The organism is Streptococcus vestibularis (assembly GCF_900636445.1).
Classification (GTDB): domain Bacteria; phylum Bacillota; class Bacilli; order Lactobacillales; family Streptococcaceae; genus Streptococcus; species Streptococcus vestibularis.
Window position 1 is genome coordinate 1,674,437 of sequence record NZ_LR134275.1, and the last position, 26,242, is coordinate 1,700,678.

30 protein-coding genes are annotated in these 26,242 nt (G+C 40.4%); 4 read left to right on the plus strand and 26 right to left on the minus strand.

What is annotated here, in order from left to right:
* Positions 1-40 precede the first annotated feature (40 nt).
* Complete coding sequence (locus EL076_RS08420; protein ID WP_064519191.1) at positions 41-1,426, minus strand: Cof-type HAD-IIB family hydrolase; 1,386 nt, start codon at positions 1,424-1,426, stop codon at positions 41-43.
* A gap of 71 nt (positions 1,427-1,497) precedes the next feature.
* On the opposite strand from EL076_RS08420, the gene EL076_RS08425 reads away from it, so the two are divergent.
* Positions 1,498-2,466, plus strand: coding sequence for an asparaginase (locus tag EL076_RS08425; RefSeq protein ID WP_048787881.1), 969 nt, complete (start codon positions 1,498-1,500; stop codon positions 2,464-2,466).
* 3 nt (positions 2,467-2,469) lie between these two features.
* A complete protein-coding gene (locus EL076_RS10015; protein ID WP_003093521.1) occupies positions 2,470-2,613 on the plus strand; it encodes a hypothetical protein in 144 nt (47 codons plus the stop codon).
* Between the two features lie 50 nt (positions 2,614-2,663).
* Here EL076_RS10015 and EL076_RS08430 read toward each other — a convergent pair whose 3' ends face one another.
* The 12 genes from EL076_RS08430 to EL076_RS08485 all read right to left on the minus strand — a co-directional run bounded on the left by EL076_RS08430 (position 2,664) and on the right by EL076_RS08485 (position 17,138).
* Positions 2,664-2,876 carry a helix-turn-helix domain-containing protein gene (locus EL076_RS08430; protein WP_002884695.1) on the minus strand — a complete coding sequence of 71 codons (213 nt, stop codon included), beginning with the start codon at positions 2,874-2,876 and terminating at the stop codon, positions 2,664-2,666.
* Between the two features lie 8 nt (positions 2,877-2,884).
* The gene (locus EL076_RS08435) at positions 2,885-3,493 is read right to left on the minus strand and encodes a DUF2975 domain-containing protein (RefSeq protein WP_003094114.1); all 609 of its coding nucleotides are present in this window, start codon (positions 3,491-3,493) and stop codon (positions 2,885-2,887) included.
* 767 nt (positions 3,494-4,260) lie between these two features.
* A complete protein-coding gene (gene recG, locus EL076_RS08440; protein WP_003093706.1) occupies positions 4,261-6,291 on the minus strand; it encodes an ATP-dependent DNA helicase RecG in 2,031 nt (676 codons plus the stop codon).
* A 118-nt stretch (positions 6,292-6,409) separates the two neighbouring features.
* Positions 6,410-7,513, minus strand: coding sequence for an alanine racemase (gene alr, locus EL076_RS08445; RefSeq protein WP_126430032.1), 1,104 nt, complete (start codon positions 7,511-7,513; stop codon positions 6,410-6,412).
* A gap of 27 nt (positions 7,514-7,540) precedes the next feature.
* Positions 7,541-7,894 (minus strand): holo-ACP synthase, encoded by a 354-nt coding sequence (acpS, locus tag EL076_RS08450; protein ID WP_002891813.1) that lies wholly within the window; start codon positions 7,892-7,894, stop codon positions 7,541-7,543.
* 2 nt (positions 7,895-7,896) lie between these two features.
* Complete coding sequence (locus EL076_RS08455) at positions 7,897-8,928, minus strand: 3-deoxy-7-phosphoheptulonate synthase (protein WP_126430034.1); 1,032 nt, start codon at positions 8,926-8,928, stop codon at positions 7,897-7,899.
* A gap of 84 nt (positions 8,929-9,012) precedes the next feature.
* Positions 9,013-10,044: a 3-deoxy-7-phosphoheptulonate synthase gene (locus EL076_RS08460; RefSeq protein ID WP_126430036.1), complete on the minus strand. Its 1,032-nt coding sequence runs from the start codon at positions 10,042-10,044 to the stop codon at positions 9,013-9,015.
* Between the two features lie 23 nt (positions 10,045-10,067).
* Positions 10,068-12,617, minus strand: a complete 2,550-nt coding sequence (gene secA / locus EL076_RS08465) for a preprotein translocase subunit SecA (RefSeq protein ID WP_003094665.1) — start codon at positions 12,615-12,617, stop codon at positions 10,068-10,070.
* Between the two features lie 182 nt (positions 12,618-12,799).
* A complete protein-coding gene (locus tag EL076_RS08470) occupies positions 12,800-13,144 on the minus strand; it encodes a hypothetical protein (protein WP_003094447.1) in 345 nt (114 codons plus the stop codon).
* 2 nt (positions 13,145-13,146) lie between these two features.
* On the minus strand, positions 13,147-14,094 hold the full coding sequence (gene manA / locus EL076_RS08475; protein WP_064519205.1) for a mannose-6-phosphate isomerase, class I: 948 nt from the start codon (positions 14,092-14,094) through the stop codon (positions 13,147-13,149).
* 65 nt (positions 14,095-14,159) lie between these two features.
* Positions 14,160-15,053: a fructokinase ScrK gene (scrK, locus tag EL076_RS08480; RefSeq protein WP_003093597.1), complete on the minus strand. Its 894-nt coding sequence runs from the start codon at positions 15,051-15,053 to the stop codon at positions 14,160-14,162.
* 183 nt (positions 15,054-15,236) lie between these two features.
* The gene (locus EL076_RS08485) at positions 15,237-17,138 is read right to left on the minus strand and encodes a sucrose-specific PTS transporter subunit IIBC (RefSeq protein WP_003094312.1); all 1,902 of its coding nucleotides are present in this window, start codon (positions 17,136-17,138) and stop codon (positions 15,237-15,239) included.
* A gap of 188 nt (positions 17,139-17,326) precedes the next feature.
* Between EL076_RS08485 and EL076_RS08490 the strand changes: the two genes are divergently transcribed.
* A complete protein-coding gene (locus EL076_RS08490) occupies positions 17,327-18,769 on the plus strand; it encodes a sucrose-6-phosphate hydrolase (RefSeq protein ID WP_126430038.1) in 1,443 nt (480 codons plus the stop codon).
* A gap of 8 nt (positions 18,770-18,777) precedes the next feature.
* A complete protein-coding gene (locus EL076_RS08495; RefSeq protein WP_126430040.1) occupies positions 18,778-19,743 on the plus strand; it encodes a LacI family DNA-binding transcriptional regulator in 966 nt (321 codons plus the stop codon).
* A gap of 89 nt (positions 19,744-19,832) precedes the next feature.
* Here the strand turns inward: EL076_RS08495 and nusB are convergent, their stop codons facing one another.
* The 13 genes from nusB to EL076_RS08545 all read right to left on the minus strand — a co-directional run bounded on the left by nusB (position 19,833) and on the right by EL076_RS08545 (position 26,221).
* Positions 19,833-20,267: a transcription antitermination factor NusB gene (nusB, locus tag EL076_RS08500; RefSeq protein WP_002884506.1), complete on the minus strand. Its 435-nt coding sequence runs from the start codon at positions 20,265-20,267 to the stop codon at positions 19,833-19,835.
* On the minus strand, positions 20,260-20,649 hold the full coding sequence (locus EL076_RS08505; RefSeq protein ID WP_003096049.1) for an Asp23/Gls24 family envelope stress response protein: 390 nt from the start codon (positions 20,647-20,649) through the stop codon (positions 20,260-20,262). The genes nusB and EL076_RS08505 overlap by 8 nt, the downstream gene beginning before the upstream one ends.
* A 70-nt stretch (positions 20,650-20,719) precedes the next feature.
* Positions 20,720-21,280, minus strand: coding sequence for an elongation factor P (gene efp, locus EL076_RS08510; RefSeq protein ID WP_003096048.1), 561 nt, complete (start codon positions 21,278-21,280; stop codon positions 20,720-20,722).
* Between the two features lie 112 nt (positions 21,281-21,392).
* Complete coding sequence (locus tag EL076_RS08515) at positions 21,393-21,848, minus strand: deoxycytidylate deaminase (RefSeq protein WP_003093914.1); 456 nt, start codon at positions 21,846-21,848, stop codon at positions 21,393-21,395.
* Between the two features lie 18 nt (positions 21,849-21,866).
* On the minus strand, positions 21,867-22,928 hold the full coding sequence (locus EL076_RS08520; RefSeq protein WP_003093704.1) for a M24 family metallopeptidase: 1,062 nt from the start codon (positions 22,926-22,928) through the stop codon (positions 21,867-21,869).
* Between the two features lie 131 nt (positions 22,929-23,059).
* On the minus strand, positions 23,060-23,782 hold the full coding sequence (locus tag EL076_RS08525; RefSeq protein ID WP_003093593.1) for an ABC transporter permease: 723 nt from the start codon (positions 23,780-23,782) through the stop codon (positions 23,060-23,062).
* On the minus strand, positions 23,772-24,593 hold the full coding sequence (locus tag EL076_RS10115; protein ID WP_003093340.1) for an ABC transporter ATP-binding protein: 822 nt from the start codon (positions 24,591-24,593) through the stop codon (positions 23,772-23,774). The genes EL076_RS08525 and EL076_RS10115 overlap by 11 nt, the downstream gene beginning before the upstream one ends.
* 137 nt (positions 24,594-24,730) lie before the next feature.
* Positions 24,731-24,883 carry a hypothetical protein gene (locus EL076_RS10020; protein WP_164555397.1) on the minus strand — a complete coding sequence of 51 codons (153 nt, stop codon included), beginning with the start codon at positions 24,881-24,883 and terminating at the stop codon, positions 24,731-24,733.
* Between the two features lie 12 nt (positions 24,884-24,895).
* Entirely contained in the window at positions 24,896-25,045 is a 150-nt protein-coding gene (locus tag EL076_RS10025) for a hypothetical protein (protein WP_003093496.1), read from the minus strand.
* 37 nt (positions 25,046-25,082) lie between these two features.
* On the minus strand, positions 25,083-25,217 hold the full coding sequence (locus tag EL076_RS08535) for a bacteriocin (RefSeq protein ID WP_003094349.1): 135 nt from the start codon (positions 25,215-25,217) through the stop codon (positions 25,083-25,085).
* Between the two features lie 201 nt (positions 25,218-25,418).
* Positions 25,419-25,619, minus strand: coding sequence for a hypothetical protein (locus tag EL076_RS08540; protein WP_037621281.1), 201 nt, complete (start codon positions 25,617-25,619; stop codon positions 25,419-25,421).
* 36 nt (positions 25,620-25,655) lie between these two features.
* Positions 25,656-25,805, minus strand: coding sequence for a hypothetical protein (locus EL076_RS10030; RefSeq protein ID WP_003094533.1), 150 nt, complete (start codon positions 25,803-25,805; stop codon positions 25,656-25,658).
* 173 nt (positions 25,806-25,978) lie between these two features.
* Positions 25,979-26,221 carry a DUF3923 family protein gene (locus tag EL076_RS08545; protein ID WP_003094026.1) on the minus strand — a complete coding sequence of 81 codons (243 nt, stop codon included), beginning with the start codon at positions 26,219-26,221 and terminating at the stop codon, positions 25,979-25,981.
* Positions 26,222-26,242: the final 21 nt, after the last annotated feature.

The following is a 26,242-nucleotide window of genomic DNA, read 5'->3' on the forward strand; positions in this document are numbered from 1 at the left end:
AAAAAGGTTTGGAGCAGACTGTCCAAACCTTTTTCTCTTCTTATTTACTTCTTTGTAGGGATTTTTGAATCTGACGATCTAGCTCACGTTTAATGTGTGGTTCTGGTGCAAATCGCTCTTCCCAGTCACTTGGTTTAAGAATTTTGTGGGTCACAGGATCAAAATGAGCCTTGCCATCTGGGAAAATTTTCCCCATATTAGCCTCATGAACGGTATCAAAGAAAGGCTTAGGATCCACCCCCATAAGGACAAATGAACCATAGGTCAAATAAAGCAAGTCAGTCAAAGCATCCACCTGACCAACCATAGTTGATTCTGAATGCTCTTTAGAACTAACTTTGAGGGCTGCCTTGTCAAGAGCAGCATGCAAATCCAGGACAGCCTGACCAAAGACACGCTTGTCCCCACCTGATGAAGCGTAAAGGAATTCGACAATTTCTTCCAACTTGAAGTCCGAACGGTGACTAGCTTCCTCAATACCGTAAACACGAGGCATATCAGTAGTTGAGCCATCCATCAAATGGTGGAAATCCTTAACCTTGTTGAAGTTGTCATCATCGCTGGTAAATGAATTTTCTGTCTCAAAGTGAATCAAACCATAGTGTGACAAGGCTTTAGCAATCCCATTCTGGTTATTAGTATCAGTGACATGGGTAGCCTGGTCTTTCAGTTCGTCTTCACCATTACCCATGGCAACACCAACGCCGACTCCAGACAGCATTTCTAGGTCATTTTCCGAATCCCCAAAGGCCATAACCTCACTGAGTTCAAAACCAAAAAACTCACCTAAATGAGCGATACCTTTTAACTTAGATTGGTCCGCTGAAATAATATCGGCTGAATAAGGGCTTGAACGGGTAATCTTCACATGAGGAAACTTTTCTTCAATATCTTGTGTTTCCCCTACCGTCGCTACCATAACCACCTGATAAATAGGCTCACGCATGATAGTCTTAAGAGTCTCAATACTTTGTGGCTTGAAACGACGAATCAAAGACTTGAAACTACGTTCCACCATCTTAGCCCAGGACTTAGGGACAATATGGCTAACGATTTGTCCAAACTTACTCGTTCCCATACTAATAATATTGGAACCAACAAGACCTGTGCTAGTCCCTAGAGAAATCTCTCTACGGTGCTTGGTAGCATAGCGAATCAAGTTGTAGACTGTTGATTTAGGGAGCTGATTTTGATACAGGACCTTGTCATGAGTCAAAATATATTGACCATTATAAGTGACTGCAAAATCCAGACCCAGATTGTCCATGAAAGGCTGAACAAATCCTGGACCACGACCTGTTGCCAAACCAACCAAGATACCATCTTCCTTCATTTGAGTGATAGCTTTTTTGGTTGAACTTGACACACGTTTTCGGTCATTTAGAAAAGTCCCATCAATATCAAAAAAGACTGCTTTAATGGCCACAGAGCTCCCCTCCTTCTAACATTTTATGATAAAATAAATTATAACACATAATATAATGGTGAGTAATATAAATGACAAAAAAAATCCTAGTCCTTCATACTGGAGGAACCATTTCCATGTCCGCAGATGACGATGGCAAGGTCAGTCAAAATGCTGATAATCCCATGAACCATGTTGGACTTGATCTAGATAATCTGGACTTAACTGTCCTAGACTTCCTTAACATCCCTAGCCCACACATTACGCCTTACCATATGCTTGATATTTATAAAAAAATCAAGGAAACAGCTGGACAATATGACGGGGTGGTTATCACCCACGGAACAGATACCCTGGAAGAAACAGCCTACTTCCTAGATACCATGAACATCCCTGAAATTCCAATCGTCATAACTGGTGCCATGCGTTCGTCAAACGAGCTAGGAAGCGATGGTGTCTACAACTATCTCTCAGCCCTTCGTGTCGCAAGCAATGACAAGGCTGCCGATAAGGGTGTCCTAGTCGTTATGAACGATGAAATCCATGCGGCCAAGTATGTAACCAAGACTCATACTACAAATGTGGCAACCTTCCACACACCAACCCATGGTCCACTAGGCATCATCATGAAGCATGATATCCTCTGGTTCAAAACTGCTGAGCCTCGTGTTCGCTTTGACTTGGAACAAATTACAGGAACAGTACCAATCATAAAAGCCTATGCTGGAATGGGGATTGGAGATGGTATCATCAGTCTCCTAGACCCTGAAAAGATTGACGGCGTGGTTATCGAGGCCCTAGGTGCTGGAAACCTCCCACCACTAGCTGCAAGAGAAATTAAGTCACTTATGGACAAGGGAGTTCCCGTTGTACTCGTTTCCCGTTGCTTTAACGGTATCGCCGAACCAGTCTACGCCTACGAAGGGGGAGGCGTTAAACTCCAAGAAGATGGCGTTATGTTTGTCAAAGAACTCAATGCACCAAAAGCCCGCCTCAAACTCCTCATCGCACTTAGTGCAGGACTGGAAGATCAAGAATTGAAAGATTATATCGAGGGGTAAAACATGAAACTTAGCATTGAAGCAACTGATAAATTGGAAAACAAAGATTTCCACTATGAACTAATCGTCTCACAGACACATGTCGCCATGGTCTGTGGTACTGTGCTAGCCAGTCTAGCCTTGATCGCATGGTTGAAGAAAAAATAAAAAAGCTTGAAGCATGGTCACTATAGAAGTGACTGAACTGCTTCAGGCTTTTAGTTTTCTTCGTCTGGTCTATATTCAAGAATATCTCCTGGTTGGCAATCTAACTCCTTACAAATAGCGTCCAGTGTTGTAAAACGGATTGCCTTGGCCTTGCCTGTCTTAAGAACCGAGAGATTGGCTGGGGTAATACCAATCCGTTCTGCAAGCTCACCCGAGCGCATCTTCTTCTTAGCAAGTTCAACGTCCAAATTGACAATAATCATAAGCCCTCCTAAATCGTATACTCATTTTCCTCAGCAATGGCATTAGCCTTAGTCAAAATCATAGAAACAGCATATAGAACAAAACTAACTAGCAAATAACTGATGTTAAAGAAACTATAACTCTGGTTGCCTGTTCCAAATGTAAAGATACCATTATTGATAAAGGCCCCAAGAACTAGCAAATGCGCTGACCAGCGAACCAACTTAGCATTTTTAGCGATGAAAATATCAGAACGATACAGATTAATCAGAAAGGCACGTAGACACAACAAGAATCCTAGGTTGACTGACATACGAAGGAAATCAATGATTGCTGCAAAAAGTGTCAGACTAGTGCTACTACTTTTCACGGTAACTCCTGAACCAAGAAGCATACGCAAACCTTGTTGTAAGAGTCCTTCATGACCAGTCAGGATAAAGGCATCATTAAGAATGGTAATAACAAGACTTAAAAAGCCCGCAAAAAGGAGGACATTAACGAACAAGAGAACACTACGCAAACGTTTTTGTTCTTGCGTTTCCTGGTGACTTTTGGCACTTTTGGCAGACCGCCAACCATAATAACTAGAGCCAGCTAAGGCTAGGACGATTAAAACATAAAATAAGATAGTTTTCATGTGTTACCTCGATTTGTAAATACATTGTGATTTTTTGAAGAATAGACTTGAAAAAGCCAAGGTGCATATAGGAGACCTTGACCTCGTTCTAAATCATTAGCTAACTATTAACAGTATTATTATATCGAATATCAATATAAGATACTAGTTTATAGATAAGATTTTACTACTTTTCAAATAAGATTTGTTCAATGATTCAAAAAACAGAAAAACCAGCCAAGAAAATCTCAACTGGTTAGCTTACTTATGTTAATCGCCTAGACTGGTCATTCTTCCGTCTAGACTTTTTATGAGTTTAAGAAGAGGGATTCTACGTTATGAAAAAAGGAAAAAGGGATTTTGGAAAATGAGGAATGAAAGTTGTAGAATATGGGTAAATTTGGCCTCTTCCTAGCATCAATACTAGTTTTGATAAACCTTAAAGTCTTGAGGATGCTTCTGGAAATTTCGGTTGTAGGTTACTTTAATTTTTACTGTCATTGTTATGTCCTCCTTTTTAGGAATGGTTTGGCCTAGCCAAAACGTTTTATTATCAAAACCTATCTCGTTTTGATGGTTTTATTATAGATTGCCTAACTTAAAGAAAGCTTGTAATAAGCTTGAAGGAAACTTAAAACTCTCAGTGAGTTTACTGAGAGTTTTTGTTATCATGGATAAAATAAGGTAAAACCTGCAAAATAAAATATAAGACCTATCATCGTAAGAAAGAAGGCATGGAAGATAGCAAAAAATCGAGATTTAACCGCTTCTTTTCATTGGTTTCCTCCTCAGTCAAACTCACTTTGACTTCTCAAATGAACTTCTATCACCTGCCAACCAGGATTCTCACGCCAGTTAGGGTCAGATACAATTTGACTGGCCACACGCCTTGCTTCTTCTAGGATATTATAGTCTTCCACAATATCAGCCACTTGAAATTCAGGAATTCCTGACTGACGTGTTCCAAAGATTTCTCCTGAACCACGCATTTTAAGGTCCTCTTCTGCTAGAACAAAACCATCCGTAGTCTCACACATGGCCTGCATGCGTTTTTTCCCGGTATCATTTTTAGGATTAGCCACTAAAACACAGTAGGACTGCTTATCGCCACGACCTACACGGCCGCGAAGCTGGTGAAGCTGGCTAAGTCCAAAACGATCCGCATCCATAATGACCATAACCGTAGCATTTGGCACGTTAACTCCCACTTCAATAACTGTGGTTGATACTAAAATTTGAGATTTTTTGTCCTTGAAATCTTGCATAATTTGGTCTTTTTCATCATTTTTCATGCGACCGTGCATCAGAGCCACTGTAGCTGAATCCCCAAAGAAATCTGTGAGTTCCTGATGAAGGGCCACAGCATTTTTCAAATCAAGAGCCTCAGACTCTTCAATCAAAGGTGAAATAAAATAGACCTGAGCATCTTTTTCCAACTCACCCTTAATCCAAGCCAACACGGTATCTAGTTGCTCATGTTTAACCCAACGGGTAATAATAGGCTTACGCCCTGCTGGCATCTGGTCAATGATTGACACATCCATCTCCCCAAAGGCAGTGATCGCCAAGGTCCTAGGAATAGGTGTCGCTGTCATCATAAGGACATCAGGATTATCACCTTTCTCACGGAAAATACGACGTTGATTAACCCCAAAACGGTGCTGCTCATCAGTAATTACTAGCCCAAGCCTGTGATAAGTCACTGTATCCTGAATCAGTGAGTGAGTCCCCACGATCATCTGAGCCTCCCCAGATTCGATTTTGGAAAGAGCTACTTTTTTGTCCGCCGCCTTCATCCCAGAAGTTAGGAGCACTACCTCTAGATCAGGAAAAAAACCTTGCAAACTCTGATAGTGCTGCTCTGCTAAGATTTCCGTAGGCACCATGAGGGCAGACTGCAATCCTGCCGTGTAGGCTCCATACATGGCAAGGCTAGCGATAACTGTTTTTCCTGAGCCCACATCTCCCTGCAAGAGACGGTTCATATGAGCACCAGATTTCATATCAGCTAGGATTTCCGATAAACTGAGCTGTTGGGCTTCTGTCAAAGGGAATGGTAATTCTGCAATTTTGGCTTTGATTTTGGCTTCATCGTAAGCAATTGCTAGACCATTGGTTTCGGACTTATTCTCAGCCTTCAGCACCTGTAAGTTCATCTGGAAATAAAAGAGCTCCTCAAACTTGGTTCTACGTAGAGCCTGCTTATATTCAGCCAAATCTTTCGGAAAATGCATGGCATGCACAGCCTCTTGGCGTCCCATGAGACGATACTTGTCCATAAGCACCTGTGGGAGACTCTCCTCCAATAAATTCAAGGCCCCACTATCAAAAGCTGCCTTTATAGCCTTTATCAGCTGGGCCTGACTAACACCCTGGGTCACATGGTAAACTGGCTGCATGTCGTCCTCAACTTGAGCTAATACTTTCATACCAGTCACTGCAGACTTCTTCTGGTCCCATTTTCCAAAAATAGCCACTTCTGCCCCCATCTCAATCTTGTCCACAAGATAAGGCTGATTGAAGAAACTAATGGCAATCACTGCCTCTCCTTGCTTGATTTTAAAACTCAGACGATTACGTTTAAAGCCATAATACTGCACATTGGCAGGTGTCACCACCGTTCCCGTAATAACAGCCTTTTCGCCATCCATCAGTTCAAAGATAGACTTACTCTTAAAATCTTCATATCGGAAAGGAAAATAAAGCAAGAGGTCCCCAACCGTGTGCAAATCTAATTTGGTAAATTTTTCAGCGGACTTAGGACCAAAGCCTTTCAAATCCGCAATTGGTGAATCTAGTCGAATCATATTCTCTATCATTTCTATCGTGTTCTTCTCCTCGTAAAAGAGGAAACCTTATCAGCTATTATAACACATGAAAATGGACTTCACTAAAATCAAAAAATCCAGTATCAAACTGGATTTCTATTTATTTATATCAATCATAGCTACGAGGTACACGATCACTAAGCAAACAAAGAACTTCGTAGTTGATAGTGCCACGTTTTTCAGCCACCTCTGTCGCAGTGATGCTTGCTCCCCCATTTTCACCCATAAGAGTGACAGGAGTTCCTAGGGGATAAACCTTAGGAAGGCGAACAGTGATTTGGTCCATAGACACGCGACCAACAATAGGACAAAGCTGTCCATCCACAATAACGTGGAAACCTTGTAAATCTCTGGTCCAACCATCCGCATAGCCAATCGGAATAGTTCCAATAACCTCATCAGCTGTCGTCATATAGGTTGCACCATAACCCACATCTTGACCTGCTGGCAGGGTCTTAACATGAACAAGTGCTGTCTCCAAGCTTAAAGCAGGACGAATGTTATATGGAAGGTCTAAAACACTGCCACTAGGATTGAGACCATAGATAACGACACCTAGACGTACCGCATTAAAGACTGTTTCTGCATGCCAGATACTCGTCGCAGAGTTGCTAGCATGTACCAAGCGAGGGCGGTCCACCAAGTTATTAACCAAATCCGTGAAGAAGGCCAATTGACGCTTAAATTTACTATCATCCTTCTCATCAGCTGTTGCAAAATGAGTAAAAATACCTTCGACATCAGCACCAAGATCCTTCAGACCAGCCATCAAACTATCTGCATCACCTTGACTACGCACCCCAATACGTCCCATGCCTGAATCAATCTTAATATGACAGGTCAAACCAGTCAAATCAAGCTCTTGCTTCTTAGCCATTTCCAACCACTCAAGCGAAGCTACTGTCAGAGTGATGTTTTCTTGAATAGCCAAAGGAACCCCATCTGGCAAAACTACTCCCAAAATAAGTATCGGTTGCTCTAAGCCAGCTTGACGAAGTTCGAGCGCCTCGTCTAGGTTGGAAACACAAAAACCATCCACCTGCTTAGATACATGCTTGGCCACTTCAACAGCGCCATGACCATAAGCATTGGCCTTCACAACTGCAAAAGTCTGCACCTGTTTAGGAATATGACTAACCACTTGTTCAATATTTTCTGAAATTGCTGACAGATCAACCTTTGCCAAGGTTGGTCGATGTAAACTCGAAATCATAAGCTATCCTCTTCCAACATCTATCTCTTAGTTTTTTTCTAAAATAACACTTGCCTGAACAAAATCACCACTATGGGAAATGGAGATAAAAACCTTGCCTTCAAAAGGTGATTGGGTCACCACTGGAGCTCCCTTGTCATTGGTCAATATTTCAATATCCTTAAAGCCGACTGCTCCAATACCAGTACCCCAAGCCTTTGAAAATGCTTCCTTACCGGCCCAGCGCCCTGCTAAATAAGACATCTGACGATTTCCAGAAAGGGATTCAAAACGCTCCCACTCTTTTGGTGTCAATACCTTTTTTGCAAAGCGTGGATTGCGGTCATAAGCCTTCTTTACAGCTGAAATTTCCTGCAAGTCTATACCATGTCCAAAAATCATAATTATAACGAAAGTCGATTGTGGATTTCACGAATAAGGCTATCTGTCTTATCCCAACCAAGACATGGATCTGTAATTGATTTACCATAAACTTCAGGTGTGTCTTGACGACCATCCTCAAGGTAAGACTCAATCATAAAGCCACGCACGGTATCCGCGATACGCTCATCCCACTCACGGTTAAGAAGGACTTCACGCACAATACGAACTTGCTCCATAAAGTTTTTACCTGAGTTGTCATGGTTAGTATCAACAAGAATAAATGGATTTTCCAGATTAAATGCACTATACTTGTCCAAAGCCTTAACCAAGTCCTCGTAATGGTAGTTAACAATATTCTGACCATTTTCATTGTGGGCACCACGCAAGATAGCGTGAGCGAGTGAGTTACCATCTGTTTTCACTTCAGCGCCATTGTAAAGGAAATGCTGTTGGTTCTGCGCCGCATAGATACCATTAAACATGACATTCAAATTCCCTGACGTTGGGTTCTTCAAGCCAATTGGTACATCAATACCTGAAGCTACAAAGCGGTGTTCTTGGTCCTCAACCGAACGTGCTCCAACAGCGTGGTAGCTAAGTAGGTCATCAAAGAAGGAAAGATTTGACGGATAAAGCATCTCGTCAGCGATTGGAAGGCCTGTTTCAGTAATAATACGTGACTGAAGGTGGCGAACCGCCTTAACCCCAGCAAGAAGGTCTACATCACCCTCTGCATCTGGTTGGTGGATAAGCCCCTTATAACCATCTCCATTAGTACGTGGTTTAGCCGTATAAACACGCATAACAATAAAGATTTTATCTTTCACTTCTTCCTGAAGTTTGGCCAAACGGTGGGCATAATCAAGAACGGCTTCTTCATTGTCGGATGAACATGGACCAATAACCAAGAGAACACGTTTGTCCTCACCCTTGATAATTTTTGCCAAGGTCTCATCATTAGCCTGTTTAGTTACTAGAGCGTCTCCCGTAAGAGCATGTAATTTCCTTACTTCCGCTACATCAATCAGCGGACTATTTTGGTGAATTCCCATTTATTTCCCTCTCTTTGTGAAAAGAGAGCGAACCGCTTGGTCATCCAAACGGTTCACTCCCCATATATGGTTTCTGTTACCTTATTATTTTGACAAAGTATCATGGATTTCACGAATCAATTCTTCTGTCTTATCCCAACCAAGACATGGGTCAGTGATTGATTTACCATAGACATCTGGCGCATCTTGACGGCCATCTTCAAGGTAAGATTCAATCATGAAACCACGTGCAACTTTGTTGATTTTTTCATTCCAATCACGGTTAATCAAGGTTTGACGAACGATACGGATTTGTTCCAAGTAACGTTTACCTGAGTTATCATGGTTTGTATCAATAACGATGAATGGATTTTCAAGGCCCATTTGTTCATAGTGTTCGATTGTTTCAAGCACATCATCATAGTAGAAGTTAGGCACGTTTTTACCATATTCATTCGTTGAACCACGAAGAATAACGTGTGCCAATGGGTTACCTGATGTTTCAACTTCTTCACCGTTAAAGAGGAAGTTTTGTTTGTTTTGCGCAGCGTAGATACCGTTAAACATCACGTTAAGGTTCCCTGATGTTGGGTTCTTCATACCAGTTGGAACATCAATACCTGATGCAACAAAACGGTGTTGTTGGTCTTCTACAGAACGTGCACCGATGGCAATATATGACACAAGGTCATCTACCAAAGGAAGGTTTTCTGGGTAAAGCATTTCATCAGCAGTTATGATACCAGTTTCAGTGATAACACGGTAGTGAAGATTACGTACAGCCTTGATACCATTGATTAGGTTTGGTTTACCTTCAGCATCAGGTTGGTGCACAAGCCCTTTATAACCATCACCATTTGTACGAGGTTTAGCTGTATAAACACGCATAACCATAAAGACTTTATCTTTCACTTCTTCTTGAAGTTTAGCCAAACGGTGAGCATAATCAAGAACGGCTTCTTCATTATCAGATGAACATGGACCAATAACCAAAAGCGTACGGTCATCTTCACCCTTGATGATTGCTTCAAGCTCTTTATCACGAGCTTGTTTCTTGGCAAGGGCTTCACCTGTCAATGTAGTTGATTCTTTAACTGCATCAAAATCAATTTTTTCACTTACTGCTTTAAAAACCATAATAATTACCTATTTCTTTTTATCTAAAACTGTTTACGACCGTGACAATTTTTGAATTTCTTACCAGAGCCACATGGACAGAAGTCGTTACGACCAACCTTACTAAAGTCAATTTCTTGACCATTAGCATCTGCTTGGTGGGCCTGGATATTGCCTGTTGCTGTTGTTGAAACGCGTTCATTAACATGTTCACGAGATTGTTCGTGGATTTGTGCTTTCATCATCGTACGAGTCACATCATACTCAATAGCACCAATCATATCTTGGAACATCTTGAAACCTTCAGATTGATATTCAACGATTGGGTTGTTTTGCGCATAACCACGCAAACCAACGGCGTTACGTAATTGATCAAGGGCATCAATGTGGTCTGTCCACTTATTATCAACAACCATCAAAATCAAGACTTTTTGGAACTCACGGATAGCTTCCTCTGAACGTAATTTCTTGATTTGACGATTATAAACATCGTCTGCTAACTCAGTCAGATAAACCTTGATAGCATCATAATTAACACTACGTTTCGTTACCTCTCCCACTTCTTGTAAATCTTCAAGTGAGATGGCATTCTCAGGAACCAGGGCCTGACGTGCAAAGTTCAAGATACCTTTAAGAGCTTCTTCTTGATCGTTGCGACTGTGTCCATCAACCGTACGGTTAATAGTACGCTTGATCATAGCCTTGATTTCAGGTTCAAGGTCACGCTCTGCTGTAATAACATCATAACGCTCAGCATAGATGATTTCACGCTGTTCACGCATAACGTCATCGTACTGAAGGACTTGTTTACGAGTATCGTAGTTATTCCCTTCGACACGTTTTTGAGCTGATTCCACTTGACGGGTCAACATACGTGATTTGATAACAATATCTTCGTCATCAGCGTTCAAACGTTCCAAGACATGCTTGATACGGTCAGAACCGAAACGACGCATCAATTCATCTTCAAGAGATAAGTAGAATTGAGACTCCCCTGGATCCCCTTGACGTCCCGCACGACCACGCAACTGGTTGTCGATACGACGGCTTTCGTGACGCTCTGTACCAATGACACAGAGTCCACCAAGGTCAAGAACACCTTCACCAAGTTTGATGTCAGTACCACGGCCGGCCATATTGGTCGCAATCGTAACAGCACCACGTTGACCTGCATTCATAATAATATGTGCTTCTTTTTCGTGGTTCTTGGCATTAAGCACTTCGTGAGGAATACCTGCGTCAACCAACATCTTAGAAATCAAGTCAGATGTTTCAACGGCAACCGTACCAACAAGGACTGGCTGCCCCTTCTCATAACGACGCTTAACATCTTGTACCACAGCACGGAATTTAGCATCCAAGGTTGAGTAAAGAAGGTCGTCATGGTCAATACGTTGAATTGGACGGTTTGTTGGAATTGGGATGATTCGCATGTTATAGATTTCACGGAATTCATCTTCTTCAGTCTTACCAGTACCAGTCATACCTGACAATTTCTTGTACATACGGAACATATTTTGGTAAGTGATTGAGGCAGAAGTCTTAGTTTCCTCTTGGACTGGTACACCTTCTTTAGCCTCGATAGCTTGGTGGAGCCCATCTGAGAAACGACGACCTTCCATGGTACGACCAGTAAATTGGTCAACGATAAGGATTTCTTGCTCAGGACTTACCACGTAGTCAATATCATGCAACATGATATAGTTGGCACGAAGGGCATTGTCAATATAGTGAGTCAAGGCAACATTGTCAATATCGTATAAGTTGTCCAAGTTGAAGAATTCTTCAGCCTTGTCAATACCTGAGTCATTCAAACCAATCGTTTTTGTTGGAATATCAATGGCATAATCATCTTCTGTCAAGGTCTTAACAAAGGCATCTGCACGATGATACAACTGGTTAGTTTCTGAACTTACAGGACCTGATACAATCAATGGTGTACGGGCTTCATCAATAAGAACCGAGTCAACCTCATCGACTAAGGCATAATTCAATGGACGTTGTACCATATTTTCCTTACGAACAACCATGTTATCACGAAGATAGTCGAAACCTACCTCTGAGTTGGTCGAGTAAGTGATATCACAGTTATAAGCTTCACGTTTTTCAGCTGGTGATTTAGCTGAAAGGTTAATCCCTACTGACAAACCAAGCCAACTATAAAGCTCACCCATTTCAGTCGCGTCACGCTCTGAAAGGTATTCGTTAACGGTGATAACGTGTACACCTTCACCTGAAATAGCATTCAAGTAAACAGGCATTGTCGCAGTAAGGGTTTTCCCTTCCCCTGTACGCATCTCCGGTACGTCACCATGGTGGAGCACAATACCACCCATAATTTGCACACGATATGGGAAAAGTCCAAGAACACGTTTCGCTCCCTCACGAACAACCGCAAATGCCTCTGGCAAGAGTTGATCTAGACTTTCTCCGTTTTGATATCGTTGTTTAAATTCTTCTGTTTTTGCCTGAAGTTCTTCATCTGAAAGAGCCGCCATTGCATCAGCATAGCTCTCAACTTTCTTGGCAGTTTTTTCTAGTTTTTTAATTTCGCCTTTATCATTTTCAATGATTTTGCGTAATATATTTGCCATCTTTTTTCCTTTCGACAGTCTTTATCTCCATATTTTACCACAAATGCCCCTTTTAAACAAGAAATCACTCAAGTATTGACAAAGAAAAAAGCCCCATTTTAAAGGCTTTCACAACAGATTAGCAAATAAACAAAAACTTCTTTATTAGATTCACTGAAAATATCGACAATAACACTTCAAGGCTATTTCTCAGTGATTTCTTGATTCTCTAAGAAATCCTCAAAGTCATGTAAGAGATTTTCAAAGGCCTGTTCAAAGAAAGCTCTATCACTACTACTATAAGCCTTCATAATCATAGGACTGGCCTCAAAATCCACGTAAAATTCGTATTCCAGAACACCATTTTCCCAGTAAAATTTGATGCTAGGGGAGGCCGTTTTTTCACCGCACATCCCAGGAATAGCCCGTTGTAAGCCATAAATGTGGTCTCCATAGTCTTTCAGACGATAGTAAGCTCCCTCAAAATAATAGGATTTGCCGATTTCAATACGCTCAAATAGTGCAGCTAAAACTTTTTCATTACTCATACTTAAGCCTCATTAGGGTGACTGACAATCATCTCCAATTGTCCATCAATTTCCCAATCTGTCACATCATTTGGAAGAATGAAGTGATCACCTTTTTTTAGACAATAAATGCGTGAATCGATAGTCATAGTCCCATTGCCAGAAAGTACTGAACAAAGCAAATAAGGAGCTGATTGTTTGAAGTCAACCAAGCCATTGAGTTTCCATTTATATACGGCGAAGAAGGAGTTTGATGTCAAACAAGTCGACTCTAATTGCAAGGTCTTAACAGTTGCTGGGACGCTATTTTCTGGGTCCCCTAGATCCAAGACATCAAGAGACTGTTGAATATGAAGCTCACGTTTATTGCCCTGATCATCCCTACGATCAAAATCATAGACACGGTAAGTGGTGTCGCTAGATTGTTGAGTTTCTAAGATCAGGATACCTGGACCAATAGCATGCATGGTACCACTTGGTACAAAGAAAAAGTCACCTTTCTTAACAGGAGTTTTCGACAAAAGCCCATCCCAATCACCCGCTTCAATCAAAGCTGCCAGCTCTTCCTTGGTCTGAGCATTGTGGCCATAGATAATTTCGGCGCCCTCTTCGGCGTCAATAATATACCAACACTCCGTCTTTCCTAGTTCACCTTCATGCTCCATACCATAGGCATCGTCTGGGTGTACCTGCACTGACAGCCAATCATTAGCATCCAAAATCTTGGTCAATAAAGGAAATACACTCGCCTTTGGATGTCCAAAAAGTTCTGGTTTATCCTTGTAAAGCTCTGCCAGATGAAAACCAGCATACTTTCCGTTTTTGACATAGGATACACCATTAGGATGAGCAGAGATTGCCCAGTATTCGCCAGTGTGTTCACTGGAAATATCATAACCAAATTCTGTCTTAAGGCGATTACCTCCCCAGATTTTTTCATGCATTGGCGAATCTAAAAATAAAGGTTCCATTACATCCTCCTGTATAGAGCAAAACGCCTTAAGATCATGTCTTAAAGCGATTTTACATATTTTGCTTATTTGCGTGAGTGTTTGTCAGCTACATCTTTGGCAAGTGCAAAGTTACCAAGCGTCGCAGAGCCATTACCTGAAACAGCCGGTGTCACAATATATTCAGTCACGTCTGGCACTGGAAGGTAACCATTCAAAAGAGTTGTGAATTTTTCACGGACACGACGAAGCATGTGTTCTTGTCCCATAACACCACCCCCAAAGACGATAACTTCTGGACGGTAGAGCACAGTTGCCTGGACAGCAGCTTGAGCAATGTAGTAAGCTTGAACATCCCAAACCTCAGAATTTTGCTCAATCAATTCGCCACGAATACCTGTTCGAGCTTCGAGTGATGGTCCAGCAGCCAAACCTTCCAAACATCCGCGGTGGAATGGACAAGTTCCGTTAAATTCATTGGAAACATCATTTGGGTGAAGAGGTACATATACGTGACCAGCTTCAGTGTGACCCATACCACCAATGAACTCACCATTTTGAATAGCACCGGCTCCAATACCAGTTCCGATAGTGTAGTAAACAAGACTCTTAACACCTTTACGAACAAGTGTCTCACCATAAGCAGATGAGTTAACATCAGTCGTAAAGTAGAAAGGAATATTAAACTCTTTAGCAATCAAACCAAGAAGGTCGACATTTGACCAATGTGGTTTTGGTGTTGAAGTCACAAAACCATATGTTTCAGAGTTTGGATCAACATCAATTGGTCCAAATGAACCAATTGCAATTCCAGCCAATTGATCTTCATAACGTTTGAAAAATTCAATCGTACGATCAATTGTTTCATAAGGTGTTGTTGTTGGGAATTGCGTTTTTTCAATGACTTGGAATTTCTCATCACCAACAGCACAAACAAACTTTGTACCACCAGCTTCCAAGCTTCCGTATAGTTTAGCCATATGTAAAGCTATCTCCTTTTATGATCAATAAATAACTATCTTATTACTATTATAAAGAAAAGCAAGATAAAAGACAATCTAAATAAAAGCATATTTAAGCTGCTACAAACTTGGCTTCATATCACTCTTCTTTATAAAACATTCAACTAAAAAAGCCGAAACAGCTTCGACTTTTCTAGCGTATTATTTAACTGCGATGAAGTCAGCACCCTCAGCAACTGAACCAGTTGCTACTGATGAAACATCTTCGAAGTCTGCAGTGTTTGTAACGATAACCATAGTTGTATCGTCAAGACCTGCTTCAGTGATAACTGAGCTATCGAAGGTAGCCAAGACATCACCTTTTTTAACACGTTGATTTGCTTGAACCTTAGCATCAAATCCTTTGCCATCAAGTGAGACAGTATCGATACCGATGTGGATAAGCACTTCAGCACCTTTATCAGATTTAAGTCCGTAAGCGTGACCTGTTGGGAAGGCAATTTGCACTTCACCGTCAAATGGTGCAACAACTTGGTTACCTGAAGGTTTGATAGCGGCACCTTTACCCATAGCTCCTGAAGAGAAGACTGGGTCATTTACATTTTCCAAAGCTACAACTTCACCTTTAAGTGGAGCAGCGATTGTTTCAGCTTGTAATGCAACTGGAGCTGATTCTGCAGATGCAATATCTTCAGCAACAACTTCTTTTTGAGCTTCAACTTCTTCCTCTTTATAACCAAAGAGCCAAGTAAGAACGAAACCAAGAGCAAGTGTTACAAGTACCATGATCACATACTTAAGTACTTGACCGTTTAGGTAAAGAAGAGTACCAGGAACGATTGTTACACCAAATCCTGTACCAGCAAGGTTAAGGATTGATGCCAACCAACCACCGGCAGCACCAGCGATAAGCCCCATGATAAATGGTTTACCGAAACGAAGGTTAACCCCGAAGATAGCTGGTTCAGTGATACCAAGTACCGCTGAAAGAGTTGCAGGGAAAGCAAGAGCTTTCAACTTAGAATCTTTAGTTTTAACACCCACTGCAAGTGTCGCACCAGCTTGGGCAGTCATAGCAGCTGTGATGATAGCGTTAAGTGGGTCTTTACCAGTATTAGCAATGAGGTTAGCTTCAAGCAAGTTAAAGACGTGGTGAACCCCTGTAACGACGATAACTTGGTGAACTCCACCAAGAACAAGACCAGCAAGACCAAATGGCAAGTTAAGAATCCATTCTGTAGCAGCAAGAACATAGCTTTCAACAGTATGGAAGACAGGGCCAATGATAAAGAGAGCCAAGGCTGACATTACAGCAAAGACGATAAGTGGACGCAAGAGAAGGTCAAGAACGTCTGGAACCCATTTACGAACCCATTGCTCGAACTTAGCACCAAGCAAACCTACGAAGAAGGCTGGAAGCACTGAATTTTGGTAACCTACTACTGGAATAAAATCAAAGAAGTAGATTGGTTTAGCAGCACCTGATGCAACATCCCAAGCGTTAGGAAGGGCGTTGTTAACCATCATCAAACCAAGAACCAAACCAAGAAGTGGTGAACCACCAAATACGTTAAAGGCTGACCAACAAATCAAGGCTGGGAAGAAGGCGAAGGCTGTATCTGTCAATACAACTGTGTAAGTATAGAAATCAGTAGCAGCAAAAGCTTTTGATGTTGTACCGAATAAACCAAGAACTGTATCGTTATTAATTGCTCCACGGATACCCATAAAAAGACCAGTCGCTACGATTGCTGGAAGCAATGGAACGAAAACATCACCAAACGAACGGATAGCACGTTGGAACCAATTCCCTTGTTTAGCAGCTTCTGCTTTTTGTTCGTCTTTAGATGCTGTTGGAAGACCTTGAGCAACGACTTCGTCGTAAATCTTGTTAACAGTACCTGTACCAAAAATCATTTGGTATTGACCTGAGTTAAAGAAAGCACCTTGAACTTTTTCAATGTTCTCAGCCTTTTCTTTATTGATTTTGTTTTCATCTTTGACCATCACACGTAGACGAGTCGCACAGTGAGCAACACTGTTGACGTTTTCACGTCCACCGAGGGCGTCGATGACTTCTTTTGCAATTTGTTTGTTATCCATTTGCAAAATTCTCCTTAATAAAATTTGATATGAAAGCGTTTAGCTTTTCTTTACGATAACTATTTTAGCATCTTTTTGTCATATGTCAACCGTTTAGCATATTTTTTGTTTTTTTATGATAAATCGTTGATTTTTCTAGGTAAAACGTTTACTATATTACTAACAAATAGATTAGGAGATCCCTTTATATGAATCTACCAACAGAAGTTCGTTACCGTCCATACGCAGATTGGACAAACGAAGAAAAAACAAAAATTAAAGAAAATGTCGCTAAATCACCTTGGCGTGCAAGCTACCATATCGAACCAGAAACAGGGCTTCTTAATGATCCAAACGGTTTTTCTTACTTTAATGGTAAGTTCCAACTTTTCTACCAAAGTTGGCCATTTGGAGCTGCTCATGGTTTGAAACAATGGGTGCATACTGAAACTGAAGATTTGGTTCACTTTACAGAAACTGGTGTCAAACTCTTGCCAGACCATGAAAATGATAGCCACGGTGCCTACTCAGGTTCTGCTTATCAAATTGGTGATAAACTCTTTATCTTCTACACAGGTAACGTTCGTGATGAAAATTGGGTTCGTGACCCACGCCAAATCGGTGCCTGGATGGATAAAGACGGCAAAATCGAAAAATTCGACAAGGTTCTTATCAAGCAACCTGCTGACGCTACTGAGCACTTCCGTGACCCTCAAATCTTCGATTACAAGGGACAATTCTACGCTATCGTAGGTGCTCAAAACCACTATAAACAAGGTTTTATCAAACTTTACAAGGCAGTAGACAATGATGTCGAAAACTGGGTTGAAGTTGGAGACCTAGACTTTGATGGCACTGGCTCAGAATACATGATTGAGTGTCCTAACCTTGTCTTTGTAGATGGTAAACCTGTTCTTCTTTATAGCCCACAAGGTCTTGACAAAGCTGAACTTGACTACGACAACATTTACCCTAACACTTATAAGATTTTTCAAGATTTCGACACTGAGAAACCTGCCCTTGTTGATGGCACACCAATTATCAACTTGGACTATGGATTTGAAGCATACGCGACTCAAGGCTTTAACACTCCAGATGGTCGTGCCCTTATTGTTAGCTGGATTGGTCTTCCAGATGTGGACTATCCAACTGACAAATACGACTACCAAGGTGCTATGAGCTTGGTTAAAGAATTATCTATCAAAGATGGTAAACTCTACCAATACCCAGTAGAAGCTATTACAAGCTTACGTGCTAGTCAAGAAGATTTCTCTGAAAAAACGGCAACAACTAACACTTACGAGCTTGAACTTAACTTTGAAGCTAACAGCCAAACAGAACTTGTCCTCTTTGCAAACCAAGAAGGAAACGGCTTGTCACTTACTGTTGATACTGAGAACGGAAAAGTTATCCTTGACCGTTCTAAAGCTGGTGAACAATATGCTACTGACTTTGGAACAAGTCGTGAATGTACACTTGATGCCGGTCAAGCTGCAACCGCAAACATCTTTGTAGATAACTCAATCGTTGAAATTTTCTTCAACAAAGGTGAGAAAGTCTTCACTAGTCGTGTTTTCCCAAGTGCAGAACAAACTGGTATCAAAGTAACATCAGGAAACGTTTCTGGACACTACTTCGACTTGAAATACTAGGGTGATTTATGGTCGCAAAGCTTACTGACGTTGCCGAACTAGCTGGTGTGAGCCCAACCACAGTTTCTCGCGTCATAAACAAAAAGGGCTACCTCTCACAGAAGACCATTGACAAAGTTCACGCTGCTATGCAAGAACTCAACTATAAACCTAATAATTTAGCTCGAGGTCTTCAAGGAAAGTCGGCCAAACTCGTTGGCTTGATTTTCCCAAATATTTCCAATGTATTTTATGCCGAACTTATTGAACGTCTTGAGGATGAACTCTTTAAGCAAGGCTATAAAACCATTATTTGTAATAGTGAGCACGATCCTAACAAGGAGAGGGACTATTTGGAGATGCTTGCCGCCAACCAATGTGATGGCATCATCTCGTCTTCTCACAATCTTGGTATCGAAGATTATGAAAAGGTTGAAGCTCCTATCATTGCCTTCGACCGTAATCTGGCCCCAAAGATTCCTATTATCTCATCTGATAACTTTGAAGGAGGAAAATTAGCCGCAAAAGCCTTAGTCAAGGCTGGTTGCCAGCGTATTGTCATGATTACAGGTAATGATAATTCAGATTCTCCAACTGGACTCCGTCAACTTGGGTTCAATTACGAATTGAATAAACACGGTATTGTCTGCCCTGTCCCAAACGATTTATCTCTCATGCGACGAGAATTGGAAATCAAATCTATTATTTCTCGTGAAAAACCGGATGGTATCTTTGTCTCAGATGATTTAACAGCTATCTTAGTCATGAAAGTAGCTAGACAACTAGAACTTTCCATCCCCGATGACTTAAAAATCATCGGTTACGACGGTACTGCCTTTATCCGACACTTCTATCCAGAGCTAGCAACCATCCAACAGCCTTTGGATGAAATTGCTAAACTTTGTGTCGAAATTCTTTTGAAGAAAATCAAAGGCGAAATAGTCAGTCGTGATTATGTGCTACCAGTAAATTTGATTTCTGGTGGCAGTATATAAATAAAAGTCGCAAGAAATCTCCGTTTGCGACTTTTTCTTGAGCTTAGTTATCAAAAAAAGAAGTTGAAACAGCAATCAACTTCTTTTTCTTATGCTTCGTCTGTCACAAACTGACTAAGAACACCATTAATGAACTTAGCAGATGTTTCATCAGAATATTTTTTAGCAATTTCAATAATTTCATTGATAGCCACACGTCCTGGTGTCTCTTCAAAAGACGTGATTTCATAAAGTCCCAAACGAAGGAGAGTACGATCTGTCACAATCAAACGTGAAAGACTCCAACCTTCTTTCAATTTTTCTTCAATTTGACTATCAAGTTGAGCCAACTCTTCACGGACGCCTGTTACTAGGCTAAGGAGAAAAGCTGGTACATCAACTTCAGTTTCTTCGTCAATTGGCTTGTCATAAGTGTAAGCGAAATGTGCTTGTTCCAGAGCTTCACCACCAAATTCAAGGGCAAAAAGCGTTTGAAAAGCACGCTCACGAAGGTCACGACGTGAATCTTTAAAGATATTAGTCATTCAAAAAATCCTCGTTAAACAATTCAGCCAAGTCCGGTTTTTGCGACTTTTCAGTAACAATAGATTCAACGTGAACGTTGACTTCTGAAATTGACACTTCGGCCATATCATAGACAGCTGCTTTAACAGCCTTTTGAATCTCAATTGAAACCGCAGGCACATTAACGCCATACTGAAGAGAAACGTAGATATCAGCGTTTACTGTACCATCTTCCTCAGTTTGAAGATAAACACCACGTCCCAAGCTTGTTTTGCTGAGACTATCTGTAACGTTTTTGTTTTGAAGGGCGTAAACACCGTCCACTTTAGTTGCAGCGATACCAGTAATCACTTCAAGAACACGAGGAGCAATTACGATTTCACCGATATTTTCTGTAGTCATCGCATATTTCCTTTCCGTTAGTTTGGAAAATAAAGCTTTCAAACCAGTGGTTCGAAAGACTTAGTTAGGCTTAGGCACGTGATACGTAAGTACCTTCAGCTGTGTTGATAACCAATTTTTGACCAGCTTCGATAAAGTCTGGAACGTTAACCACAAGACCAGTTTCAAGTGTTGCAGGTTTACCTGAACCTGTAACTGTTGCACCTTTGATTGATGGTTGTGTTTCAGTAACTGTCAATTCAACAGTTGTTGGCACTTGCACACCGATAACTTCTGTTCCGTAGAATTGGATTTTTACGTCTGAGTTTTCAAGGATAAATTTCAATTCTTCTTGAACGTTGGCTACTGGGATTTCATATTGGTCATATGTTTCAGTGTTCATGAAGTATGCAGTATCATCCATTTGGTACAAGTATTGTGCTGGTACTGTTTCGATGATTGCTTGTTCAAATTTTTCTTCTGGACGGTAGCTAGTGTCAAAAGTTGAACCTGAGCGAACATCACGCAATTTCATACGCATGATTGTGTTACCTTTACCAGGTTTGTGGTGGCTAGCTTCAAGAACTTTGATCAATTTGCCATCACTTGTTACGAAAGTCATACCCGCACGGAGTTTACTTGCTTCAATCATTATTAAATACCTCTTTGTAAAAATTATTATCAGTTTATTCTACCATAAATGACAGCATGGCTCAAATGTTTTATAGAATCAGACCTAAAACCTAAGATTTTCCAAGGAAAATCTAGTCATCCATCCCCAAGTGTACCTCTGGAACATCATGTTGCACATAAGAGACTCCCTTTTGTTCCATCAACTCAATCGCAAAGGCGTGGGGGCGATAATTAGCCTTATAAGTAATCTTAACAACGCCAGCCTGAAGGAGAGCTTTGGTGCAGTTAATACAGGGAAAATGCGTCACATAAATTTCTGTATTTTTAGTAGAAATCCCCTCTTTGGCACACTGGATAAGAGCGTTCATCTCCGCATGGACCGTACGAATACAGTGACCATCTTCCATGTAGTGACCAACCTCATTACAGTTATCTGTCTCAGAGACTCCACCGTTATAACCTGTAGCAATAATGCGGTTGTCCTTGACCAAAACAGCACCAACAAAGGCACGGTCACAGGTAGAACGTTTAGAAATCAGCTCTGCATTAGCCATAAAATAGTCTTGCCAAGATAGACGGTTTGGCATAAAATATTCCTCCAAATCTTAGAGTACAATCAATTCCTTAGGTGCAAGAGTAATCAATTCGCAACCATTTTTAGTAATAATGATATCATCTTCAATACGAACACCGTATTTGTCAGCCAAATAAATACCTGGTTCATCCGTCAAGACCATACCAGCTTCGATAGTCTCATCAGAATTACCGAAGTAAGGAATCTCGTGAATATCAAGACCGATACCATGTCCAATACCATGTGTAAAGTAGTCGCCGTATCCCGCTTCGACAATAACATCACGCGCAACCTTATCATAGTCACGACGTGTCATACCAGCCTTAGCTGCGTCAATCAAGGCCTGGTTAGAACGTAGAACGATATCATAAATTTCACGCTCCTCATCAGTGGTGTCACCAATATGGATAGTACGAGTCATATCACTAACATAGTGATTGTAGTAACAACCAAAGTCCATAGTCAAAGTTTCTCCTGACTGAATGACCTTGTCTGAAGCAACACCGTGAGGCATAGCTGAACGGTAACCTGAAGCAATGATAGACTCAAAGGAAATACCTGAAGCTCCATATTCACGCATACGGAAATCTAGGAAGTTAGCCACTTGTAGTTCTGTTGTTTGACCTGGTTTGATAAAATCAAGCACATCTGTAAAGGCACGGTCTGAGATAGAACAAGCCTTACGGATAGTTGCCAATTCTTTTTCGTCCTTGATCATACGCAACTCTTCCATGAAGTTACTTTGTGGTGACAAAGTGTAGCCTTCAAAAATCGCTTGAAGACCTTGATAGTAAGCAAATGATACCTGATTGTCAAAACCTATTGTCTCCAGTTTATCAGCCCCGATAATTTTAACAATATCCTTAAGTGGATCCTTACTTTCAATAATATCAAAGCCATGCACGGATTGTTTGGCAATGAGGGTATAACGTGAATCGGTTAAGAAGAGGCGACGATTCTTAGTGATGAAGACAGTCGCATTTGTCCCCCAGAAATCTGTCAAATAATAAATATTGTTTTGTCCTGTCACCAACAAGGCATCAAGGCCTGATTGGGCAAGTTTAGCATCAAATCGTTCAAGTCTACGTTGCATTTGAATGACTCCTTTGGTATTTTAGGTTAATTATACCAAATTCTCAGATTTTAAAGGACGAAATTGATACTTTATCGTGTTTTTTTGATGGCATTAAGAAAAAGCCAGATGAAATTCTGACTTTATAAGCACTACACATAGGCTCGCTTTTCGTAGATAGTTGGCGCAAAGAGGAGCAAAACCAAAGTCCAAGCAAACAAAACAAAGGCTTCGCGAAGACTGAAGAACTGTTGACCGCTAGTAAAGACTGCTCGCATAAAGCTAAATGGCACATAAGTCATCAACTTAGTTATGGTATCCCCTAAACTAGCCAAATAGAGCGTAAAGAAAGTCATTCCTGTTACACCAAAATAGGTCATTACAAAGGCTGTCAAGGTACTTTTTACAAACAATACAAGTAAGGAGGAAACCATATAAATAAAGGCTCCATAGAGTAGAAAATCAATATAGATGCCTCTGATATAATCCCACAAAGGAAAATCGACATGTTGCACAGAATACTTGTAGAAGGCCAACTCCAAAACCAAAATAGTAGCAGCAACTATAGACAACACAAGGAAACTTAAGAGTTTTCGAAGAATAACCTCGCATCCAGATAAGGAAGACACCCGAATCATATTAATTGTTCGATTCTGAAATTCTCGTCCAAGACTAGATACTGCTAAATAAACAAAGACGATATCCACGATAAAAGAATAACTGGCAACAATCGCAGATGGACCAAGGTAATCTCCCCTATAGCCATCACATAAGATTACAATTGCACCAATCAAGGCTACCAATCCGAGACAAATAAAGACACTCCTCGTCACACATTCCTGCTGTAAAAATACGGTTCTCAATTTACTTTTCATTGAATAGCACCTCACTTAATCCTTCTTTTTCATAAGTAAAAGGAATCCCCTCCCTATCCATAACCTGCTTAACAGCTGCTAATCCTTTGACTAAGATATCATGCTTTTGTCGTTCAAAAGGTAGACCATTTAATTTGAGCAGAGACATCAATGACTTCAAACTTAAATCCTCAGTATAAATCTTGTATTTAACATTATCACTATCATCTAAGTAAATCAGCTTATGATTCCTCAACAAATAGTTTTTCGTACAAACCTGCTCAAGATTAGACAAGATATGACTCGAGATAATAAAGGTTAGACCATGATTTTTCGCTAACTTTTTAATTAATGTGAGAAGACTGTTGATTCCATTAGGATCCAGACCATTTGTAGGCTCATCAAGAAGGATAAGTTCATCTGAAGCAATTAAGGCGATAAACAACCCCACACGTTGCTTCATTCCCAAAGACAATTTGGAAGCCTTGCGTTTAAGATAGGCTGCCACCTCCAACTCGTCCTTATAACGGTCAATCAATGCGTAATCTTTACTGTACAATTTACAATAGAATTTAAGATTAGCTTCAACAGTCATGTTAGGATATAGAGCCGGAGCTTCAATCAAGGCTCCTACAGTTCTTGTTTTTAAGTCAATAATATCCTTGGGTCCTGCCAAAATACCTGAAACTAGTTTCATCAGGGTCGTCTTCCCTGCACCATTATTACCAATCAAACCGGCAATATCCCCCTTCTCTAACGTAAACGAGATATTATCCAAAACGGTTTGCTTTCCAAAACTATAGGTTAAGCCTTTCACCGCTAGCACTGTCATCTTTCTACCTTTCTTTGTTTAAATATATTTCTAATATAAATCTTTAACATCCAAGTGATTAGTTCACCTGAACGATGATAACTTATAACGTTTATTCTTTTTGACTCTCATGAAAATAAGAGTTATTTAATAACCTGCTATCTTATTTTTCTCAGTTTTAAAATCTCAACTGCAATATAACTTACTTGTCCAACTCCATAACCAATGTCATATGCTACATTTCCCCCAACAATTTCAGAAAGCTTATCAAAGGTTAAAGAATCAAATTTATCCATCATCATTGTATCCATATACATTTTCCCTTAACCTCTAAATCCATCTACAAATCCACGACCAAAATCATAAACCGTGTGAGTAACTACTCCGACTCCATATCCTACAGATGAATCAATACTTCCACCAACTACAATTACTAAATCTTTAATATCAATTTTTTGAAATGCATTTTTCATGTTCTCTCCTATTCTTTATTTCATTGACTTCGACTACCTACCACGCATGATGAAAACCTTTTACAAATTCGTTAATAACGTACTTACCATATTTAACTGGATTGAAACCACCACTGATTTGCTCTAAATCATCATTGGACAACACCGTAAATAATTGTTTTTCTTCTAACATTACAAAGCTCCTTTCTAAATAAAATTCTAAGGTTAGCTCTCTCAGCAGCTCTTAGCTACTAAGTCCAATCTATGACTTCATTATAAGAGCTTAACAAGATAAAAAAGTGACATAAATGTCACCATTCCATAGCATTAAAGGCAAAAAGAAAAGGCTAAGCAAATAAACTCAACCTGAGACTATAGTAATCAACAGAGAAAATCATTTCTCCTTATCCTTACTCGCCACCCTAAGCGCAAACAAAGAAAAAGCTAGCGAAAGTGTTGACCAGACGAAACAATGGTCAATAAAGGCAACGCCTTCGTTGAAACTTAGCGTAGCATTTATCATCACAATAAATAGCCAGACGATCACGATAACAATGCTTAAACTTCTAATAAGATTATTCTTCTGTTTATCCATATTTCTCTTTCCCATATTTGGTACTCATGGTAACTTCTAATCGCCATAAGGAGGGCTTCTTTTCAACCACCATTTGTTCCAACCCAATCGTTCAGGCAAGGTTTGAGGTCTAGCTACAAAACCACCCCCTGTAACATTTTCTAAGGTTTCAGCATTGAGCTCTTCACCATATGCCTTAGTTCGCATTCTTATTTCTCCTTTCTTTTCAAAAATAAATACAGCAATAACCACCTGGACTATACAAGATTTAGTCGTCTTGGAGACCTAGTTGGTTTGGGTATAAGATCATTATAAGTTCTCTCTTTTCAAAACAATAGTGACATAAATGTCACTATCACTGAACACAAAAATCCAAGCCTCTATAAGACCTGTTCCAAAACTTGTTTATTTCTACGGTGTTTCAGAATAAGATAAAATATCACTTCAAAAAGGAGAAAACTAACATAAACTCCTGAAACGTAAAGTAAGGTTTGCGATTTATCCGTTGTTGATTGAAAACGACCATGATGATCCACTGTACGGATGCTAATCAAAAGACAAATATCTAGAAATAGGGCTAGAAGAATACCATTAAAGCCTATGAAAAAACGCTTTTTAACCATAGTCTGACTCCTGTATGTTTT

Bases quoted from the DNA above. Each gene is read 5' to 3' on its own strand.
- EL076_RS08520 (WP_003093704.1), bottom strand. From the start codon at position 22,928: ATGCAACGTAGACTTGAACGATTTGATGCTAAACTTGCCCAATCAGGC.
- EL076_RS08515 (WP_003093914.1), bottom strand. From the start codon at position 21,848: ATGCCAAACCGTCTATCTTGGCAAGACTATTTTATGGCTAATGCAGAG.
- nusB (WP_002884506.1), bottom strand. From the start codon at position 20,267: ATGACTAATATCTTTAAAGATTCACGTCGTGACCTTCGTGAGCGTGCT.
- EL076_RS08435 (WP_003094114.1), bottom strand. From the start codon at position 3,493: ATGAAAACTATCTTATTTTATGTTTTAATCGTCCTAGCCTTAGCTGGC.
- EL076_RS08535 (WP_003094349.1), bottom strand. From the start codon at position 25,217: ATGTTAGAAGAAAAACAATTATTTACGGTGTTGTCCAATGATGATTTA.
- EL076_RS08470 (WP_003094447.1), bottom strand. From the start codon at position 13,144: ATGAGTAATGAAAAAGTTTTAGCTGCACTATTTGAGCGTATTGAAATC.
- EL076_RS08430 (WP_002884695.1), bottom strand. From the start codon at position 2,876: ATGATTATTGTCAATTTGGACGTTGAACTTGCTAAGAAGAAGATGCGC.
- manA (WP_064519205.1), bottom strand. From the start codon at position 14,094: ATGGAACCTTTATTTTTAGATTCGCCAATGCATGAAAAAATCTGGGGA.
- alr (WP_126430032.1), bottom strand. From the start codon at position 7,513: ATGATTTCGAGTTTACATCGACCAACCTTGGCAAAGGTTGATCTGTCA.
- recG (WP_003093706.1), bottom strand. From the start codon at position 6,291: ATGATAGAGAATATGATTCGACTAGATTCACCAATTGCGGATTTGAAA.
- EL076_RS08425 (WP_048787881.1), top strand. From the start codon at position 1,498: ATGACAAAAAAAATCCTAGTCCTTCATACTGGAGGAACCATTTCCATG.
- scrK (WP_003093597.1), bottom strand. From the start codon at position 15,053: ATGGCTAAACTATACGGAAGCTTGGAAGCTGGTGGTACAAAGTTTGTT.
- EL076_RS10025 (WP_003093496.1), bottom strand. From the start codon at position 25,045: ATGAAAAATGCATTTCAAAAAATTGATATTAAAGATTTAGTAATTGTA.
- efp (WP_003096048.1), bottom strand. From the start codon at position 21,280: ATGATTGAAGCAAGTAAACTCCGTGCGGGTATGACTTTCGTAACAAGT.
- EL076_RS08540 (WP_037621281.1), bottom strand. From the start codon at position 25,619: ATGGATAAACAGAAGAATAATCTTATTAGAAGTTTAAGCATTGTTATC.
- EL076_RS10015 (WP_003093521.1), top strand. From the start codon at position 2,470: ATGAAACTTAGCATTGAAGCAACTGATAAATTGGAAAACAAAGATTTC.
- EL076_RS10020 (WP_164555397.1), bottom strand. From the start codon at position 24,883: ATGGATACAATGATGATGGATAAATTTGATTCTTTAACCTTTGATAAG.
- EL076_RS08485 (WP_003094312.1), bottom strand. From the start codon at position 17,138: ATGGATAACAAACAAATTGCAAAAGAAGTCATCGACGCCCTCGGTGGA.
- EL076_RS08460 (WP_126430036.1), bottom strand. From the start codon at position 10,044: ATGGTTTTTAAAGCAGTAAGTGAAAAAATTGATTTTGATGCAGTTAAA.
- EL076_RS08505 (WP_003096049.1), bottom strand. From the start codon at position 20,649: ATGACTACAGAAAATATCGGTGAAATCGTAATTGCTCCTCGTGTTCTT.
- EL076_RS08525 (WP_003093593.1), bottom strand. From the start codon at position 23,782: ATGAAAAGTAAATTGAGAACCGTATTTTTACAGCAGGAATGTGTGACG.
- EL076_RS08490 (WP_126430038.1), top strand. From the start codon at position 17,327: ATGAATCTACCAACAGAAGTTCGTTACCGTCCATACGCAGATTGGACA.
- secA (WP_003094665.1), bottom strand. From the start codon at position 12,617: ATGGCAAATATATTACGCAAAATCATTGAAAATGATAAAGGCGAAATT.
- EL076_RS10030 (WP_003094533.1), bottom strand. From the start codon at position 25,805: ATGCGAACTAAGGCATATGGTGAAGAGCTCAATGCTGAAACCTTAGAA.
- EL076_RS08455 (WP_126430034.1), bottom strand. From the start codon at position 8,928: ATGGGAATTCACCAAAATAGTCCGCTGATTGATGTAGCGGAAGTAAGG.
- EL076_RS08495 (WP_126430040.1), top strand. From the start codon at position 18,778: ATGGTCGCAAAGCTTACTGACGTTGCCGAACTAGCTGGTGTGAGCCCA.
- acpS (WP_002891813.1), bottom strand. From the start codon at position 7,894: ATGATTTTTGGACATGGTATAGACTTGCAGGAAATTTCAGCTGTAAAG.
- EL076_RS08545 (WP_003094026.1), bottom strand. From the start codon at position 26,221: ATGGTTAAAAAGCGTTTTTTCATAGGCTTTAATGGTATTCTTCTAGCC.
- EL076_RS10115 (WP_003093340.1), bottom strand. From the start codon at position 24,593: ATGACAGTGCTAGCGGTGAAAGGCTTAACCTATAGTTTTGGAAAGCAA.